Source organism: Porphyrobacter sp. SLTP (assembly GCF_009905735.1).
Classification (GTDB): domain Bacteria; phylum Pseudomonadota; class Alphaproteobacteria; order Sphingomonadales; family Sphingomonadaceae; genus Erythrobacter.
Window position 1 is genome coordinate 17,227 of record NZ_JAAALE010000017.1, and the last position, 19,046, is coordinate 36,272.

Consider the following 19,046-nt stretch of genomic DNA (forward strand, 5'->3'; position numbering starts at 1 on the left):
ATGCGCCGAGTGTCAGCAAGCACGATGATAGGCGCTAACATAAGCGGTGTCATTGGCCGGGCGCCTCGGGAAAGGTGCGGGCCTGATAAGCCTCAAGGCGCTCGGGGATCGGCGCGGCTCCGGCCGGGAGCGGGAGGCTGTGGAGCGATTGCCAAAAGCTGAGCGAAGCGTTGCGCCACCAGCGCGCTTCTGTGCGCTGGATCGCGAGATCGGTCGCAACGGCGGCGTGGCGTTCCGGGTCGATATGGGGGGCGAGCGCCGCCCAGCCCTGCGCCCTCGCCTCGGTTTCAAGCACGCCCTGATCGTAGGTGGTCACGAGTTCATCCCACAACGTCCGCCCGCTGGCCATGCGGTGGGTCCACGGCAGGTGGTGGAACCACAAGAGGTAGCGCGGATTGGCGGTGGCGGGGTCAGCCCACTGGTTGGCAACCGCAGGTGCATATTGGGCGAGCGCGTTCGAGCCGGTGGTTGTGCGGTCAAACCCGATGCCTTGGGCGTCCGCGCGGTGGTAGTAGCACGGGTTCCAGTCGGGCCGTTCCAGATCGCACACCCACGGCGCGGGGCCATAGTGGTGGCCGGTGCCCATCAGGTGCGCGAGGCCGAGCGGGCTGGTGTATTTCACCACGGTCTCGCGGCTGCCAAGCATCATCTGCACGATCGCCTCGCGCGGCGCCGCGGCGCGGGTGAAGGTCTGCGCGGTCCATTCGCGCGCGATCTGATCGCTGGTCAGCGCGGGGTTCCATGCGAGCCGTCCGAAGGCATACCAGTTGGCGGCATCGAAATGGGTGCCGGTCCAGTTACGATCCGATCCCGTATTGGCGACGCCCGCCATACCGACCGGGGCGACGATCTGGGCGACGGTCCCGCCCCGCCCGGTGTCCGCTGCCAGCACCTCTTTCCACAGCGGCGCGAGGTAGGCCATGCCGGTCGCCTGCCCGAGATATTCGCGGGTGATCTGCGCTTCCAGCATCACCTTGGTCTTGGGCATCGCGCCGAACAGGGGGTGGAACGGCTCACGCGGCTGGAAGTCGAGCGGGCCGTTCTTGATCTGGAGGATCACGTTGTCGGCGAACTGTCGGTCGAGCGGCGCGAATTCGGCATAGGCCTGCATCGTCCGGTCGGTGTCATCCTCCGCCTTGTAGACGAACGCCCGCCAGATCACCGTGCCGCGCGTCCCCAGCGCAGCGGCGAGCATATTGGCGCCGTCGGCATGGCTGCGGCCATAGTCCTGCGGGCCGGGCTGGCCTTCGGAGTTGGCCTTGACAAGGAACCCGCCGAAATCTGGGATGCTCGCGTAAATTTCGTCCGCCTTGGCCCGCCACCATGCCGCCACCGCCGCGTCGAGCGGGTCGGCGGTGGGCAGCCCGCCGATGTCCCTCGGCGCCGAAAACCGCGCCGACATGAACACTCGGATGCCATAGGGCCGCCACGTGTCCGCCAGCCGCTTGAGTTTGGCGATATAGCGCGGCTCCAGCATGAAGCCGCGGGCGTTGACGTTGTTCACCACCACCGCATTGATGCCCACGCTCGCATTGGCGCGGGCATAGTCGATCATCCGGGGATCGAGCTTTTCGGGCAGGTGCCACCAGTCAAAGATCGAACGCCCGGCATAGCCACGCTCAACGTGCCCATCGGGATTGTCCCAGTGGTTGAGCATCCTGAGCGGCATGGCGGGGGCGGAAAACGCCTCGACCCCAGCCACCGTGCCGGTCACTCCAATGTGGCGGATCAGCGCGAAGGCACCATAGAGCAGCCCAAGATCATCATGGGCGGTGATCAGGATGCGGCCCGAGCGTACGGCGCGGATCGAATAGCTTCCGGGCGGCGCCCCCGCCAGTCGCGGATCGCTCGGATAGCCGCCGGATTCGAGCCGGTCTGCGCGCGCGAGCACGAGCGCGGGATGGGGCGATGGTTCGAGCCCGGTCATGCGCTCACCCGCTTGGCCCAGTTCATCCAGCGCCAGTTTCACCGTCGGCGACATCTCTCCGAGCAGCTGGACGCCCCGCCCCAGGTAAGGCCGCGCCGCCTGCGCGTCGACGGCCGACAGTGGCGCATGGCGCAGCCACAGGTCATAGCCATCCTCGGCGTGCAACGGAGCCAGCGGGAACATCGCTGCCCCCACTGCCGCAATCAGCATCGCAAGCCGGTTGACAAGGCCCGTCCCTCTCATCATGGTAGCGCTACCACACAACGGCCGCCAGTCAAGCTGCCGTGGCAGCAAAAGTGCGCGGTCAGTCAAACCGTCGTGGCAGGAGAGGGACTTAGGATGAGAGGGATCAAGCGGGCCGCGCTGGCGGCTGGCGTGTGTCTGGCAGCGTTCGGGATCATGGCCACACCGCCGACTTTGGCGCAGCCAGTGGCGGTCGAGCGGGCGATGAAGGACGCGCCCTACTGGAACGCCAACCTGCCGACCGAGCAGCGCGTCGAAGACCTGCTGGCGCGCATGACGCTGGACGAAAAGGTCGCTCAGCTCCTCACCATCTGGGACAGCAAGGCCCAGATCCAGGGTGAAGGCGACGTATTCGATCCCGCCAAGGCCGCTGCAAAATTCCCCGATGGAATCGGCCAGATCGCCCGCCCTTCTGACCGCGCCGGACCATCCTCCCCGCGCAAGGTGCCGCGCCGCTCGATCGAAGCCAGCATCCAGTATGTGATCGATGCGCAAAAGTGGGCGATGCAGAACACCCGGCTCGGCATCCCCGTCCTGTTTCACGAGGAATCGCTCCACGGCCTCGCCGCCAAGGATGCGACCGCCTTTCCGCAGGCCATTGGTCTTGCCAGCACCTGGGACCCCGCGTTGATCCGCGACATCAATGCCCTGATCGCTGACGAGACCCACGCGCGCGGCGTCCACTCGGTGCTCTCTCCCGTGGTGGATGTCGCGCGCGATCCGCGCTGGGGCCGGATCGAGGAGACCTTCGGCGAAGACCCGTTCCTCGTCGGCGAAATGGGCGTCGCCTCGGTCGAAGGGCTGATGGGCACCGGCACCACGCGCAAGCTTGCGCCGGGCAAGGTGATGGCGACGCTCAAGCATATGACCGGCCACGGCCAGCCCGAAAGCGGCACCAATGTCGGCCCCGCCCAGATCAGCGAGCGGACCTTGCGCGAGATGTTCTTCCCGCCGTTCGAACAGGTGGTCAAACGCACCGCGATCGACGCGGTGATGGCGAGCTATAACGAGATCGACGGGGTGCCGAGCCACGCCAACCGCTGGCTGCTGGATGACGTGTTGCGCGGCGAGTGGAAGTACAAGGGCGCGGTCGTCTCGGATTACTACGCGATCGAGGACATGGCCCGCCTGCACCACATCGCGCCCGACAATGCGCGCGCGGGCGAGATCGCGCTGTTGGCCGGCGTCGATGTCGATCTGCCCGAAGGCGCAGGCTTCAAGGACCTCGCGCGCAGCGTGCGGGAAGGCCGCGTGCCGCAGTCGGCAATCGACAATGCGGTGCGCCGCCTGCTGACCACCAAGTTCAACGCCGGGCTGTTCGACAACCCTTGGCCCGATCTGGCCAAGGCGAAGACCTCGAACGGGCCGGACGCGGTGGCTTTGGCGCGGCGAGCGGCGGAAAAGTCGCTGGTGCTGCTCAAGAACAATGGCGCGCTTCCGCTGGCGCTGCCCGCGTCAGGCAAGAAGCCCACCATCGCGGTGATCGGCCCCAACGCCGATGTCGCGCGGCTGGGCGGCTATTACGGCGAACCGCGTGCGAGCGTCACGCCGCTCGCAGGCATCCGCGCGGCTGTGGGTGACAAGGCGCGGATCGTCCACGCGCTGGGGGTCGAGATCGTCAAGGGTGACAGCGACTGGTGGGACGATCCGGTCGAGCTCGCCGACCCGGCCGAGAACCGTCGCCGCATTGCCGAAGCGGTCGAGGTCGCCAAGAATGCCGACACCATCGTGCTGTTCATCGGCGACACCGAAAAGACCAGCCGCGAAGGCTGGGCCGCAGGACACTTGGGCGACCGCACCAGTCTGGATCTGGTGGGCGAACAGAACGCATTGTTCGCCGCGCTGAAGGCGCTGGGCAAGCCGGTGGTCGCCGTGCTCGTCAATGGCCGCCCGCCGAGCTACCCGACCATCGCGGCCGAAGCCGATGCGATCTTGGAAACCTGGTACGCGGGCGAGCAGCAGGGCACGGCGATTGCCGATGCGCTGCTGGGCAATATCAACCCCGGCGGCAAGATGCCCGTTTCGACCGCGCGCAACGCCGGGCAATTGCCGATGTTCTACAACCACAAGCCGAGCGCGCGGCGCGGGTATCTGTTCGACGAGGTGACGCCGCTCTACCCCTTCGGTTGGGGCCTCAGCTACACCACCTTCGCGCTGGGCGCGCCGCAGCTTTCGGCGAGCAGCATCAAGGCCGGTCAAAGCGTGACGGTGACGGTGCCGGTCACCAACACCGGCAAACGCGCGGGCGATGAAGTGGTGCAGGTGTACCTGCGCGACGATGTCAGCTCGGTCACGCGCCCGGTGAAGGAGCTGGTCGGCTTCCAGCGCGTCTCCCTCGCCCCCGGTGAGACCCGCAATGTGGCGATCACGGTTCAGCCGCGCGCCTTCATGCTGTGGAACACCGAGATGAAGCAGGTCGTCGAACCGGGCACCTTCACGCTGATGACCGGCGCCAACTCGGCGGAGGTGCAGAGCGTCACGCTGACGGTGACTGAGTGAGCCACACCCGCCGTCATGCGCTGCGCCTCATGGCAGGCGGCAGCCTCGCCGTGCTGGCGCTGACGGCGGGACCGGCGGTGTGGGCGCAGGGCGGCCCGGTTTATAAGGACGCTGCGGCGCCCATCCCCCTGCGCGTCGCCGACCTGATGGCGCGGATGACGCTTGAGGAAAAGGTCGCGCAAATCCGCACGGCATGGGCGGCGAAAGCTGACATGATCGATGGCCTCGCGTTCGATCCCGCCAAGGCCAGCGCCGCCTTCCCCGACGGGATCGGCCACGTCACCCGTCCGAGCGACAAGCGCGGCGTCCCCGGCATCACCGGCGCGGCCGGCGGGACGGCGGCACGCTGGCGCACGCCGACCGAGACGGTTGCCTTCATCAATGCGCTGCAACGCTGGGCGGTGGAGGACACCCGCCTCGGCATCCCGGTGCTGCTCCACGAGGAATCGCTACACGGCTACATGGCGACCGACGCGACGATGTTCCCGCAAGCCATCGCGCTGGCGGGAAGCTTCGACACCAATCTGATGCGCCGCGTCCAGTCGGTGATCGCGCGCGAAACCCGCGCGCGCGGGGTGCCGCTGGTGCTCTCCCCGGTGGTCGATATCGTCCGCGATCCGCGCTGGGGACGGATTGAGGAGACGTGGGGTGAAGACCCCTACCTCGCCGCCGAAATGGCGGTCGCGGCCGTCGAAGGCCTGCAAGGGCCGGGCAAGTTCGAGCGGCTGGCGGACGGCAAGGTCTTCGCCACGCTCAAGCACATGACCGGCCACGGGCAGCCAGAAAGCGGCAACAATGTCGCCCCTGCGCAAATCGCCGAGCGGGAGCTGCGCGAAAACTTCTTTCCTCCGTTCCGCGAAGTGGTCCGGCGCTGTTCGGTCGGCGCGGTGATGCCGAGCTACAATGAGATCGACGGGGTGCCCTCTCACGCCAATGCGTGGCTGCTGGGCACGGTGCTGCGCGGCGAGTGGGGCTTCGACGGGATCATCGCCAGCGATTACGGCGGGGTGCACGAGCTCGACACGCTCCACCACGTCGCGCGCGATCTTGAGGATGCGGCGCATCAGGCCCTGCGCGCCGGGGTGGACAGTGAATTGCCCGAAGGTCAGGCCTTCGCCACGCTGGTAGACGCCGTGCGCGCGGGCCGCGTTCCGCACGCGCTGGTCGATACGGCGTGCGCGCGGATGCTGGCGTTCAAGTTCCGCTGCGGGCTGTTCGAGAACCCCTATGGCGATGCCGCGCTGGCCGAGGCGCTGACCGGGAACGCCGAAGCCCGCGCGCTGGCGCTGGAGGCGGCGCGTAAAGGTGTGTGCTTGCTCACCAACAAGGGCGCGCTGCCATTGGACCGCAAGGCAATGGGACGGGTAGCGGTGATCGGGCCGAACCATGCAATCGCGCGGCTCGGCGGCTATTCGAGCGTGCCCAAGCAGACCATCAGCCTGATCGAAGGGCTGCGCATGATTGCGCCGGACGCTGACTTCGTCACCGCGCAGGGCGTGTTCATCACCACCAGCGAGGATCGCTCAGCCGACGAAGTGACGCTGGCTGACCGCGCCGCCAACCTCAAACTCATCGCCGAGGCGGTGGACGTCGCCCGCACCGCCGACACCATCATCCTCGCCATCGGTGACACCGAGCAGACCAGCCGCGAAGGCTTTGCGAAAAACCATCTCGGCGACCGCACCAGCATCGATATTCTCGGCGAACAGAACGTGCTGGTCGATGCGCTTGCAGGTCTGGGCAAGCCGCTGATCGTTGCCGCTTACAATGGCCGTCCGCCCAGCTGGCCGAACGTGATCGCCAAGGCCGATGCCGTGCTGGAGTGCTGGTATCCGGGGCAGGAAGGCGGCCAGGCGGTCGCCGAAGCGCTGCTGGGCGAGATCAATCCGGGTGCGAAACTGCCAGTCAGCGTCGTCCGCAATGAAGGCCAGATCCCGCTGTTCTACAACCACAAGCCGAGCGCGCGGCGCGGGTATCTGTTTGACGACAAGGCCCCGCTGTTCGCCTTTGGCCACGGCCTCAGCTACACCAGCTTCGCCATCTCGGCCCCGCACACAGCCAAGCCCCGCTTCGCCCGCAACGAGGATGTCAGCGCCACGGTCACCGTGACCAACACCGGCGCCCGGGCAGGCGACGAGGTGGTGCAGCTCTACATCACCCGCTCCAGCCTCGCGGTCAGTCGCCCTGTGCTCGAACTGACGGGCTTCCAGCGTGTCACGCTCCAGCCGGGTGAGAGCCGCACGCTCAGCTTCACCATCCCCGCCCGCCAGCTGGCGGTGTGGGACGAGAATCTCACCGAGACCAACCCGTCCGGCCCCTTGCGGCTGTGGGCGGGGAACAGCTCGGCCAACCTCACCCCGCTCGACGTGGAGATCATCTGACATGGATACGGATTTCACCCTCTCCCGCCGCGCGGCGCTCGCCGGGCTTGCCGCCTTGCCGCTGGTCGGCTGCGGCGGCGGATCGGCAGGAGCTGCGCCCGCGCCGGTCAGTGCGCCCGCGCCCACGCCCCCCGCCACCGGCGTGCCGCAACCCGGCCTCAACGCGATCGCTGCGCAGCGCGGCCGCAAGTTCGGCAGCGCCATCGCTTCGACCCCCGGCACCACCAACGCCGGTTCGATCCAGAACGCGGATTACACCGCGATCATCAAGGGCGAATGCGGCATCGTCGTGCCCGAAAACGAGATGAAGTGGCAGGCTGTCCGCCCCGCCCCGACCGTCTACGCCTTCGACCGCATGGACGAGATCGTCCGCTGGGCGCAGCAGAACGCCCACGCGGTTCGCGGCCACACCCTGCTGTGGCACCGGCCGCAGTGGTTCCCGAACTGGCTCAACACGTATGATTATGGCGCCAACCCGGTGCGCGAGGCCGAACGGCTGCTGACTGAGCACATCCAGACGGTCACCCGCCGCTACAAGGGCGTCATCTCCTCCTACGACGTGGTCAATGAAGCGATCGACCATGATCGGGGCGCCACCATCGAAACCAGCATGAGCCGCGCGATGGGCAGCCCCGAAGCCGTGATCGACCTCGCCTTTCATACCGCGCGGGCCGAACTGCCGACCGCGCAGCTGGTCTATAATGACTACATGAGCTGGGAGCCGCAGCACCAGCGCCACTGCGCCGACGTGCTGCGCCTGCTCGAAGGATTCAGGAAGCGCGGCACCCCGGTCGATGCGCTCGGCATCCAGTCGCATATCGAGATCTTCGCGATTGATCCGGCCACGGGCGTCGGCCCCTATGCCGAGCGTGAGTGGCGCAGGTTCCTCGATGAAGTGACCGCCATGGGATACCGCCTGCTGATCACCGAGTTCGACGTGAAGGACAAGGCGCTCCCCGCCAATATTGCTCAGCGCGACGAGAAGGTCGCTGACTTCGCGCGGCGCTATTTCGATCTGATGTTCGATTATGATGCGAAGCTCGATGACGTGCTCGCCTGGGGCATGGTCGATAAGTTCAACTGGCTGCAAGGCTTTGAGCCCTCCAAGCGCGCCGATGGGCAGGAAGTGCGCGGCACGCCTTACGATTCCCAATATCGCGCCAAGCCACTGCGCACCGCACTGGCCAACGTGATGAGCGCTGCCGGCTGATCTCCTCGCAGCAGCGCATTCCTGTGGCCCGGGCGCTGTCCCGGGCCTTTTTTTGCGCCGCGCTGCCCGCCGCCCCCACCAACGGAAAAGGGCCCCCCGGCAGATGCCGGAGAGCCCTTTCCCTGGGGACTGATGTCGTAAGGGGTTAGAAGTTGCCCCGCACGATGAAGGAGAAGCGCCGGTCGTTCATGAAGAACGAACGCGGGGCCAGCACGCTGGCGTCGCCGGTGTAGGCCTGGGTGGTCTTGGTGACCTCGTCGAGCAGATTCACCCCTTGCACACCGACCCGGATATCCTTCGTCACGTTGAAGAAGATCGAGGCATCGAGCTGCCCGGTCGACTCATTGAAGATCGAGTAGAACGGGAAGATTACATCCGCCGGGGTCAGCAGGAAGCGTGAGCGCCAGTTATAGGCGGCCCGCAAGCTGAACGGCCCCTTCTCGTAGAACACCGTCGCGTTGATGTTGTGCTTCGACAGCTGTTCCAGCGGCAGGTTGCCCGGCGGGATGGTGGATTCGTCCACCGGCTCGCCGGTATTGAGGAAGGTGTTCGGCAGGCCGCTGCTCTTGATGTAGGTGTAGTTGGCAGCCACCCCCAAGCCATCGAGCGGTTTGGGCAGGAAGTCGTAGGTCTGCTGGTAGGCTACCTCGAAGCCCTTGATCTTCCCGTTATCGTCGAAGTTGGCCGGACCACGCACCAGCACATCGCGGGTGATCCCATTGCTGGTGACCTGACGGCTGGTAACCTCCTGATAGAAGAAGTCCTTGATGTCCTTGTAGAAGGCATTGAACGTCAACGAGCCGACCGTGTCGAAATACCATTCGGCGGTAAGGTCGAACTGCCACGCGGTGGCCGGACGGATGAAGGGATTGCCGGATTGGGCCGTCAGCTCGCCGCTCTGCCCCAGACCGATCTGGAGGAAGTTGCGAACATAGGAGTTGTCGGGCCGGGTCAGCACCTTCGATCCCGCAAAGCGGAAAATCACATCATCGGTCACACCCAGCTTGAGGTTGAGGCTGGGCAGCCAGAAGCTGTAATCGACATCGGCCACATCGAACTGCGATCCGCCGCTGCCAGCAAAGGTCTGGAGGTCGGCATAGCCTTGCGGTCCGAGATTGCAGACCCCACCCGGCCGCGACGGCACAGTGCCGGGAGGTGCGCCCGGCGGCACCACGGCGGCGCAGCGAACATCGAACGGATCGAGGATGTTGAGCGCTTGGCCGCTCGGCACCCCGATCGACCCTTGCGAGCGGATCGCGGTGTTGACGTAGCGCAGGCCGACATTGCCCGACAGGCGTAGATCGCCGAACAGGTTGTCCGTGCCGAATTCGAGCTGCACGTAGGCAGCCGTATCCTGCTGGGCAATCGGCTGAATATCCTCGGGCAGGTACGGCGTTCCGGCGATGGCGTTCTGACGGCCCGACAGCGGCACCCAGCTCGGCGAGGCGCCGAGCGCGCGGGCCTGATCCTGCACCGACTGGAAGTCGCCAATCGCGCCTTCGTAATCGCCGATCAGATCCCCGGCATAGTAGAACGCACCCGGAGGGCCGGGCACCTTGCCGCGGAAGAAGTTCGGGAATTCATAGCGTTCCGATGGGACCTGCGTGCTATCGGCGAAGTTGACCGGACGGCTGCCCGACCAGGTCTCGCTCAGCATCCCCCAGTTATAGGTGGTGTACCGCACCGTCTGATCGCGGTCCTGATAGCGCGCGCCCCACTTGGCCTTGCGCAGGAAGGCGTCGTCATCGAACTCGTAGGCGAAGTCCGCCTGGAAGGCATATTGCTTGCCGGTGCTGTCCTCGATGTGATCCATCGCCGCCCGCCAGAACTGGAAGCGGGGATCGGTGAAGTATTGCTCTTCCGTCGCACCCGCGAGATCGGCGCCCGGCGTCGACCAGACATAGCCGAGGTATTGCGGTTTGCGCGGGATGATCACCGGCAGATCGCCCGAAATGTCGAGCTCCTGGTCGGCGAAGGACGAACCGAACACGCTGAAGTCGAGGTTCTGCTTGCGCGAGGTCGCATATTGCGCGTCGATCTCGACCGTGAAGCGATCGGTCAATTCGGTGCGCAGGTTGATCGAGTAGTCTTCGTTGGTGATCCGGTCGTCGACCTGACGGCGCGCCAGCGACTGCTGAAGCCCGCCAATCGGCACGAAGGGCGATGCGCCCGGATCGCCGCGCCAGCCATTCGATGCGTTGACGATATAGCCCGACTGGAACAGCCCGGTGTCGTCATAGATGAAGTCGGTGAACCCGCCGACCGGGCATTGCGCGCGCGGCGTGGGATCACCCGCCGACCCATCGGGGTTGACCCGGTTCGGGCCGTCGGCATTCTGCCGGCAGCCGATCGGATAGGTCTGATATTCGGACAGATCGGGCGCGGCCTCGAAAGTGTACTCGCCCCACTTGTTGGTTGAGGCTGAACGAATGAACTCCGCCGTGATCAGGGTCTTTTCGTCGATCGACTCAAACTGCGCCGAAACCGCGATCCCGTTGCGCTTGCGATCGAATTCCTGCGTGCGGAACTGGCCGCCCACCGGGGCCACGCGCGACGCGGCGTAATCGGCAAAGCCGTCCGCTCCGGCCACGCCATTCGCGCCGCACAAAGCGCCTGCGCCCGGCAAGGTGAAATTGTCCGCCGAACTCGGCAGCGGATTGCGACAGACGCGTACGCCGCCCGCATTGGCAGCATTGACCAACTGCCCGTCACGGGTCTGGTAGTTGGCGACCTGCAAACCATCGGCGCGGCTCTTGATCTCGGAATAGGAGCCGCTGAACAGCAGGCCGAAGCGGCCCTTGTCGGTATCCCAGGTGTTGCTGATCAGCCCGGAGAGCGTCGGCGTCCATTCCTTGCGGAAATCGCCATAGTTGGCCTCGGCGCTGAAGGCGACCTTGAAGCCGTTGTTGTCGAACGGCTTGCGGGTGTTGAGGTTGACCGTACCGGCGAGACCGCCTTCGATGGATTCGGCCGTGGCGTTCTTGCTGATGATGACCGAGCCGAGCAGTTCGGCCGGCACGTCGGCAAAGTTGAGCGCCTGCCCGCCGACGCCCGAACCAAAGGCGCTGCGGCCGTTGAATTCCGAACGCACGAAGTTCAGGCCGCGCACCACGACGCCCGAACCTTCGACCGAGAAGTGGTCGGGATCGTTCGATCCGGCAAAACGGTTGATGGCGACGCCCGGAACGCGCTGAAGCGCTTCGGTCACCGAACGATCGGGCAGCGCGCCAATATCCTGCGCGGTGATCGCATCGACGACGGTGTCGGCGTTCTTCTTGACGTTCTGGGCATTGGCGAGCGAGGCGCGCAGGCCGCTGACGATGATTTCGTTGACGGGCTCTTCCACCGCAGTCGTGTCTTCGACCTCCGGTTCGGGTTGGGTTTGCTCCTGCGCCCAGACGCCGCTGCCGCTGATCGCGCTGCTGACAACCAGTGCCGATGCACCGGCGCGCAATGCGCTTTTGAACCACGAGTCCCTGGCGCCTGCCCCAACGCCATGGCCTTGCACTGCTGTGCGCATAAGATCCCTCCCCATGTTAGCGCTATCATTTATTGCTAGATAGCTTGCCCTCTTGTGGGACGATGGCTTATCGCTGTGTGGGGCGCTTGACAATAGGTCTTCGTAGATTTGCAGGGGAACTGTGGCAATTTGCCAACAATCTCCCGGCACGGTAGGGTTGGGATAGGATGGCTGGGATGAATGGTATCGGTAACGCGAACCGCCTTGCACGGGTTGTAATCGTCGGTGGCGGCACCGCCGGATGGATGGCGGCTGCCGCGCTTGTGCGGTTCTTCAATGATGGGCAGCGCACCGTCACCCTGATCGAATCCGACGCGATCGGCACGGTCGGCGTGGGTGAAGCCACCATCCCGCCGATTCGCAGCTTCAACGCGATGCTCGACATTCCCGAAGCGGAATTTCTGCGCGAGACTCGCGGCACCTGCAAACTGGGGATTGAGTTCGTCAATTGGGGCCAGGTCGGCGATCGCTACTTCCACCCCTTCGGCACCTACGGTCAGGACCTCCACGGCATCGCCTTCCACCAATTGTTCCTGCGTGAGCGCGCCCGCAGCATGGGTGCAGGTGATATCGGCGACTATTCGATGAGCACGGCCGCGGCACGCATGGGCCGCTTTGCCCGCCCGGCCGCGGGGGCACAGTCGCTGGTGAACCAGATCGCCTATGCCTACCACTTCGATGCCGGTCTTTATGCGGCCTTCCTGCGCCGTCTGGCGACGCGTCAGGGCGTGACCCGGATCGAGGGCCAGATCACCAGCGTCTCGCGCAATGGCGAAAGCGGCGATGTGGATAGTGTCACGCTGGACAGCGGCGTCACCGTTGCGGGCGATCTGTTTATCGATTGCTCGGGCTTCAGGGGCCTGCTGATCGAGGACGCGCTTGAAACAGGTTACGAGGATTGGAGCCGCTGGTTGCCGATGGACCGCGCGCTGGCCGTGCCCAGCCGCAGTCCCGGCCCGCCCGATCCCTTCACCCGCTCCACCGCACATGCTGCGGGATGGCAATGGCGCATCCCGCTCCAGCACCGTACCGGCAATGGCCATGTCTTTTCCAGCGCCTTCATGAGCGAAGAGCGCGCGCGCGACATCCTGCTTGCCAACCTTGAAACCGAGCCGCTGGGCGAACCGCGGGCCTTGCGCTTCCTCACCGGGATGCGGCGCAAGGCGTGGAACCACAATGTCGTCGCCATCGGGCTGTCGTCGGGCTTTATCGAGCCGCTCGAATCGACCAGTATCCACCTCATCCAGAACGGGATCGCCCGCCTGTTCGCGCTGTTTCCCGACAATCCGATCCGCCCGATTGAGCGCGACGAATATAATCGCGGGATGCGCGAATTGTTCGAGGATGTGCGCGACTTCATCATCCTTCACTACAAGGCGACACAGCGGGAGGATTCGGAGTTCTGGCGCTATGTCCGCCACATGAGCGTGCCCGACAGCCTCGCCCGCAAGATGGCGCTGTGGCAGCATCGCGGGCGGGTGTTCCGCGAAAATGCCGAGCTGTTCACCGCGCCGAGCTGGATTGCGGTGATGCTGGGGCAGAACATCTGGCCCGACATGCATGATCCGATCGCCGACACGCTGGACGAAGACAAGGTCGCCGCCGCGATGGCGCAGATGCGCGAGGCTTATCACGACATCGCCGGCAAGCTGCCGGTGCATGAGGCCTTCCTGCGCCAATCGGGCAGCTGGAACGAAGCCGCCGCACCGATTGCGCCTGCGCAAGCGGTGAACGCGTGAGCGTGCCGCAGCCCGTCACGAAGATCGTGGTGGTCGGCGGCGGCACCGCCGGGTGGATGACGGCTGCGGCCCTCGTCCGGGTGCTCGGGCAAATGCCGGGCCTGTCGGTCACGCTCGTCGAAAGCGAAGCGATCGGCACGGTTGGCGTGGGTGAGGCGACCATCCCGCAGATCATCGGCTTCAACCGCCTGCTCGGCCTCGATGAAATGCAGTTCATGCGCGAAACCCGCGCGACCTACAAACTCGGGATCGAGTTCGTTGACTGGCTCAGGCCGGGGCATTCCTACGTGCACCCCTTCGGCAGCTTCGGGATCGACATGCTCGGAATCGAATTCCAGCATTTCTGGCTGCGCGGACAGCAGGTGGGCGATACCTCGCGGATCGACGATTATTCGGTGGCTGCGGTGGCGGGCAAATCGGGCCGGTTCGGCTGGCCCCGGCCCGACAACCCCAAATCGCCGATGTCGAAACTGTCCTACGCCTTCCAGTTCGACGCGGGCCGCTACGCCCGCTTCCTGCGCGGCTATGCCGAGAACGCGGGCGCGGTGCGGGTCGAAGGGCGGATCACCGGCGTACAGCAGGATGGCGAGACGGGCTTCGTCACGGCCGTCACCTTGGATGACGGGCGCGACATTGCGGGCGAGCTGTTCATCGACTGCTCGGGCTTCCGTTCGCTGCTGCTGGGACAGGCGCTGGACGTGCCTTTCATCGACTGGACCAAATGGCTGCCGTGCGACAGTGCGGTTGCGGTGCCTTGCGAACTGGGCGGGCGCAATGAACCGCTGACTCGCTCCACCGCGCGCACCGCCGGATGGCAGTGGCGCATTCCGCTCCAGCACCGGATCGGCAATGGCCATGTGTTCTCCTCGGCCCACATTGACCGCACTGCGGCGACCGATCTGTTGCTGGCGAACCTCGATGGCAAACCGCTCGCCGATCCCAACCAGATCGCCTTTGCCGCCGGGCACCGCGCCCGGGCCTGGGAGAAGAACGTGGTCGCTCTGGGGCTGGCGGCGGGCTTTCTCGAACCGCTCGAATCGACGTCGATCCATCTGGTGCAATCGGGCATCGCGCGGTTGCTGGCGCTGTTTCCCGATACCGGCTTCTCGGCGGTCGAGATTGACCGCTTCAACTTCGAGACCACGCGCGAATATCGCAATATCCGGGATTTTCTGGTGCTGCACTACCGCGCCAGTGAGCGGGATGATTCGGAATTCTGGCGTTACTGCCGCAACTTGCCGCCTCCCGATGGCCTTGCCGAAAAGCTCGAAATATTCCGCTCCTCGGGCCGGATCATCCGTGAGAACAACGAGCTGTTCACCGAAGACAGCTGGCTGTCGGTGATGCTTAGCCAGGGGGTGACCCCGCAGTCCTATCACCCGGCAGCGTGGATGCTGGACGAGGCCGAAACCCGCACCCGGCTGGCGCATATCCGCGACGTGATCCGCCAGACAGTCGATCAGCTACCAACGCAGGATGAATTCCTGCACCAGAACGGCGGCGCGATCCCGCGCTCGGAATATCTCACAGCGTGAGTAATCTTCCCCTCCCCGTCCCGATGGCCGAGCTTTCAGGGCCGATTGGCGACGATCAGTTCGTAGCTCTGCGCGCGGCCATTCGTCCGGCGGTGCTGCGCGGGCAGGTGGCCGATTGGCCCGTGGTTGCCGCTGCGCGAGCGGGGGATGCGGCGATTGTCGCCTACCTCTCGCGCGAGCCGACCACCCGGCCCGTCGGCGCGATCGCTGCTGCGCCGTCAGAAAAAGGTCGGTTCTTCTACACCCCCGATCTCACGCGCCTCAATTTCGTGCGCGGCAGCGGCCGGCTGGAAACCTTTCTGGACGATCTGCTGAGCGCGGCCACCATGCCCGATCCGCCCGCGATGGCGGTGCAATCCGAAGAGATCGCAAGCCTGCTCCCCGCCTTCGCGCGCGAGAACCGGTTGGCGCTGCTGCCCGAGGTGACCGCGCGCATCTGGATTGGCAACCGCATCCGCGTTGGCGTGCATTACGATGCCAAGGAGAATGTCGCCTGCTGCGTGGCCGGACGACGGCGCTTCACGCTCTACCCGCCCGATCAGATCGGGGGGCTCTATCCCGGTCCGTTCGAGCTGACCCCGGCGGGCATCCCCGTCAGCATGGTCGATCCCTTTGCACCCGATCTGGAGCGCTTTCCGCGCTTCGCCGAAGCCGCGCGCCATGCCGAGGTTGCGACGCTGGAGCCGGGGGATGCGATCTATATTCCCTATGGCTGGTGGCACGGGGTGGAATCGCTCGATCCGGTCAGCATTCTCGTGAATTACTGGTGGACGCCGGGCCAGCCGGACGGGATCGGCAGCCCTTACGAAGGGCTGCTCCATGCGCTGCTCGCGTTCCGGCACCTGCCGGATGATCAGCGGGCGGTATGGCGCGAGATGCTGGAATACTACATTTTCGGCGACGATCCCTCGGCGCATCTGCCCGATCACGCCAAGGGCATCCTCGGCCCGCCCTCACCCGAACGCTTCGCGCAGATGCGCAGCGCTATCCGGCAGGCGCTCGGTTAGCGCCAAGCGTCCGCGCGAGCCACTGATCATAGGGCGGCGCAAAGGCCAGCGCGGCGCGGGCATCGGCCTCGAACGCGGCGCGCGCGCGAGCCTCTGCGGCAGCATCGGCATGGCGCGCGGCGGGCGGCAGGCCCGGCGTCCAGCCCAGCGCCACCAGCAGCGCATATTGTTCCTGCCCCAGCAAAGGCAATTCCTCGCGGAACGGAATGCGCCCGCGCCGCACGAACTGGTCGATCACCGCGCCTACCCGGCCCGGCAGCACCCGTGCGCCAAACACACGCTGCGCTTCGATCCCTGCGAAATGCAGCGCCAGCACCTCGTGCACGCCCTCCATCATCAGGCCCGAGCGGCGGTTGTACTCCGCGCGCTCCAGCGGCGAGATGGCGCGGCCCGGCAGCATTTCCAGCAGCAGATCAAGCTGGCGGTGGGCGAGATCCAGATGGAGCGGCCCCAGCGGTTCGAACCGTGCGGCAGCATCGCCCAAGGCGACGACATTGCCGATCCACGGTTCCGCCGCCCGTCCCGGCGTGAGCGCAATCGCCGCCCGCGCCGGAACGCCGAGCAATGCTTCGGCTTCAGCCCGCGCAAGTGGCCCCGCCGTGCCAAGCACGCGGTGCAACCCGTCCCGCCCGGCCACCTCGGTGACCCAGCCTGCTGGGATCAGCGTGATGCGGTCCTCCAGCGCGATCACCGGCGCGGCGGGCTCGGCAAGATACACATGGCGCGTGGGCAGGCTCGCCGACCAGTCGGTGAAGGCGAAGCGCGGATGAGCGGCGAGCAGGCTGGCTTGCGGCCCGGTGCAATCGATGAACAGATCGGCCTCGATCAAGCCCTGTCCGGCCAGACCGGCAGCGCGGATGGCATCGCCCTCGCCCGGCTCGACCCGGTCGATTACCCCTTCGGCATAGCGCACGCCTGCCGCTTCGGCCTGCTGAATGAGAAGCGCGCGATAGGCCGCCGGGTGCCAGCGCAGCGCGTAGTCGACCGCGGCCAGAGGCGTCGGCTCGCCCGGCGGCGGCGGGGCAAAGCGGCCCGCTTCGGCCAGCACCTGCGCCACGCTCCCCGTTGGCGGCGCGCCTGCGCCCAGCGGGCGCACCTGCCCCCAGTCCCGCGCGAACGCGGTCTTGAGCGCCGGGTCAAGCGCTTCGCCATAGGCGAGCACGCCCTGCTGCTCGCCTCCACCCCATCCGGCATAGCGGGTCACCAGCCGGTAGGATCCGCCCGCCTTGGTGATGATATCGGCCTCGGCAATGCCCAGCCGGTCATGCAGCTTGTTGGTGAAAGGCATGGCGCTGGGCGACCAGTCGGCAAAGGCGGCTGGCCCCGGCTGGCTGCCGATCACGATCACCTCGCATTCCGGCAGACTGCGGCGCAAGGCCAGTGCGGCAAGCACGCCCACTTGCCCGCCGCCCGCCACGACCACGCGGCGCAAAGGCTCGCGCGGGGTGCTCACGCCGCCTCGGCGAGCCGCGCGGCTTCAGCCCGCAGGTATTCGCGGTGGCCGGGCATGGTGGCAACCTCGCCGGTCACGGCCATGCGCAAGCGCTCGGTCGCGCGGGCGAGGGCATCGGGGGCGATCATCGCCGCGCGCGGATCATGGCGTTCGGGCAGCATGCCCTGCCCGACATAGACCGCGATCCAGCTGGCATCGTAGAACAGCCCGTCCGAATACTTCTCGATCCGCCCGGCATTGCGCCACAGTTCGAGCTTGTCCGCCAGACTGTCGGGGACGCGCATGGTGCGCACGTGGTTCCAGAATTCGGAATCGTCGCGCGTGGTGGCATTGTAGTGCAGGATCAGGAAGTCCCGCACGCGGTCATATTCCATGTCGACCAGCCGGTTGAACTCGGCCCGGTCGCGCGGGTCGATCTGGCCCGCTGCTGCGGGAAACAGCTCGATCAGATAGGTGATCGCCATCTGCGCCAGATAGATCGAGGTGGATTCGAGCGGTTCGAGAAAGCCGCTTGCCAGTCCGACGCCGATGACATTGTGGCTCCACGATTGCGCACGCCTGCCGGGGCGGAATTTCAGGATGCGGGGGTCTGCCAGTGGGGTGCCCTCGGCGCTCGCGCGGATCGCGTCGCAGGCCTGCTCCTCGGTGATATGCGCGGATGAGAAGACGTAACCGTTGCCCATGCGGTGCTGGAGCGGGATCTGCCAGCGCCAACCGGCGGGCATGGCGGTGGCGGTGGTGTAGGGGCGCAGGTCGTCGGTCGCATGGGTGCAGGGCATCGCCGCTGCCCGGTCGCACGGGAGCCAATGCGTCCAATCCTCCCACGCCACGCCCAGCTCCTGCCCCAGCAGCAGCGAGCGAAAGCCCGAGCAATCGACGAACAGATCGCCAATGACCCGCCGACCATCCGCCAACAACAGCGCAACCACATCGCCACTGACCGCATCACGCTCGACACTGACGACCCGCCCCTCATGCCGCTCGATTCCGAGGCCAAGTCCGAATTCGCGCATGAAGGGGCCGAACAAGGTCGCATCGAACTGGTAGGCATAGCCATAGGTCGAGCCGAGGCTGTCGTCCTGCGATGGTGGGCGGAACCGGTTGGCCTTGGCCGCTGCCACGGCGAGCGAATAATCGCCCAGATCACGTGCCATGCCGTGCCGGGCCAGCTCCAGCCAATAGTGGTGGAAGCCGACCCCTGCGACTTCCTCGCCGAAGGAGCCGAAGGGGTGGATGTAGCTTTCCCCGATCCGCCCGAAATCGCGGAAGTCGATGCCCAGCTTGAAGGTCGCATGGGTGGCCTTCATGAAGGCCGCCTCATCGATCCCGAGCTTTTCGACGAAGCCGCGGATGTGCGGCAAGGTCGCCTCGCCCACGCCGACGATGCCGATCTCCTCGCTCTCGACCAGTTGGACGCGCGCCAGATCGGGCAGCAGCTTGGCAATCCCTGCGGCGGTCATCCAGCCCGCCGTGCCGCCGCCAAGGACGACGACACGGACCGGCTGAGGAGCATCTGACATCATGGCGTCCTC

At 66.1% G+C, this 19,046-nt stretch carries 10 protein-coding genes; 6 read left to right on the forward strand and 4 right to left on the reverse strand.

The genetic code is table 11. From position 1 onward, the window contains the following. Window positions 1-49: 49 nt before the first annotated feature. Window positions 50-2,173 carry an alpha-glucuronidase gene (locus GVM20_RS13255; protein ID WP_353653162.1) on the reverse strand — a complete coding sequence of 708 codons (2,124 nt, stop codon included), beginning with the start codon at window positions 2,171-2,173 and terminating at the stop codon, window positions 50-52. 93 nt (window positions 2,174-2,266) lie between these two features. Here GVM20_RS13255 and GVM20_RS13260 point away from each other — a divergent pair, with 93 nt between their 5' ends. The 3 genes from GVM20_RS13260 to GVM20_RS13270 are packed head-to-tail and all read left to right on the forward strand — an operon-like array spanning window position 2,267 to window position 8,260. Beyond that, window positions 2,267-4,669 (forward strand): glycoside hydrolase family 3 N-terminal domain-containing protein, encoded by a 2,403-nt coding sequence (locus GVM20_RS13260; RefSeq protein ID WP_166547666.1) that lies wholly within the window; start codon window positions 2,267-2,269, stop codon window positions 4,667-4,669. Window positions 4,670-4,698: 29 nt separating this feature from the next. Next, window positions 4,699-7,050, forward strand: coding sequence for a glycoside hydrolase family 3 N-terminal domain-containing protein (locus GVM20_RS13265; protein WP_166547693.1), 2,352 nt, complete (start codon window positions 4,699-4,701; stop codon window positions 7,048-7,050). A gap of 1 nt (window position 7,051) precedes the next feature. Continuing rightward, complete coding sequence (locus tag GVM20_RS13270; protein WP_166547667.1) at window positions 7,052-8,260, forward strand: endo-1,4-beta-xylanase; 1,209 nt, start codon at window positions 7,052-7,054, stop codon at window positions 8,258-8,260. Between the two features lie 145 nt (window positions 8,261-8,405). On the opposite strand, the gene GVM20_RS13275 is transcribed toward GVM20_RS13270, so the two are convergent. Continuing rightward, window positions 8,406-11,780 carry a TonB-dependent receptor gene (locus GVM20_RS13275; protein WP_166547668.1) on the reverse strand — a complete coding sequence of 1,125 codons (3,375 nt, stop codon included), beginning with the start codon at window positions 11,778-11,780 and terminating at the stop codon, window positions 8,406-8,408. Between the two features lie 167 nt (window positions 11,781-11,947). On the opposite strand from GVM20_RS13275, the gene GVM20_RS13280 reads away from it, so the two are divergent. Genes GVM20_RS13280 through GVM20_RS13290 form a run of 3 tightly spaced genes read left to right on the forward strand, consistent with a single transcriptional unit; the run spans window position 11,948 to window position 16,061 of the window. Continuing rightward, complete coding sequence (locus GVM20_RS13280) at window positions 11,948-13,519, forward strand: tryptophan halogenase family protein (RefSeq protein ID WP_234032014.1); 1,572 nt, start codon at window positions 11,948-11,950, stop codon at window positions 13,517-13,519. Window positions 13,520-13,521: 2 nt separating this feature from the next. Then, window positions 13,522-15,054: a tryptophan halogenase family protein gene (locus GVM20_RS13285; protein WP_353653163.1), complete on the forward strand. Its 1,533-nt coding sequence runs from the start codon at window positions 13,522-13,524 to the stop codon at window positions 15,052-15,054. 23 nt (window positions 15,055-15,077) lie between these two features. Continuing rightward, window positions 15,078-16,061 carry a cupin-like domain-containing protein gene (locus GVM20_RS13290; protein WP_166547696.1) on the forward strand — a complete coding sequence of 328 codons (984 nt, stop codon included), beginning with the start codon at window positions 15,078-15,080 and terminating at the stop codon, window positions 16,059-16,061. On the opposite strand, the gene GVM20_RS13295 is transcribed toward GVM20_RS13290, so the two are convergent. Both GVM20_RS13295 and GVM20_RS13300 read right to left on the reverse strand, forming a co-directional pair. After that, window positions 16,039-17,514 carry a tryptophan 7-halogenase gene (locus GVM20_RS13295; RefSeq protein WP_166547669.1) on the reverse strand — a complete coding sequence of 492 codons (1,476 nt, stop codon included), beginning with the start codon at window positions 17,512-17,514 and terminating at the stop codon, window positions 16,039-16,041. The genes GVM20_RS13290 and GVM20_RS13295 overlap by 23 nt on opposite strands. Beyond that, the gene (locus GVM20_RS13300; RefSeq protein ID WP_166547670.1) at window positions 17,511-19,037 is read right to left on the reverse strand and encodes a tryptophan halogenase family protein; all 1,527 of its coding nucleotides are present in this window, start codon (window positions 19,035-19,037) and stop codon (window positions 17,511-17,513) included. Before GVM20_RS13300 ends, GVM20_RS13295 begins: the two co-directional genes overlap by 4 nt. Window positions 19,038-19,046: the final 9 nt, after the last annotated feature.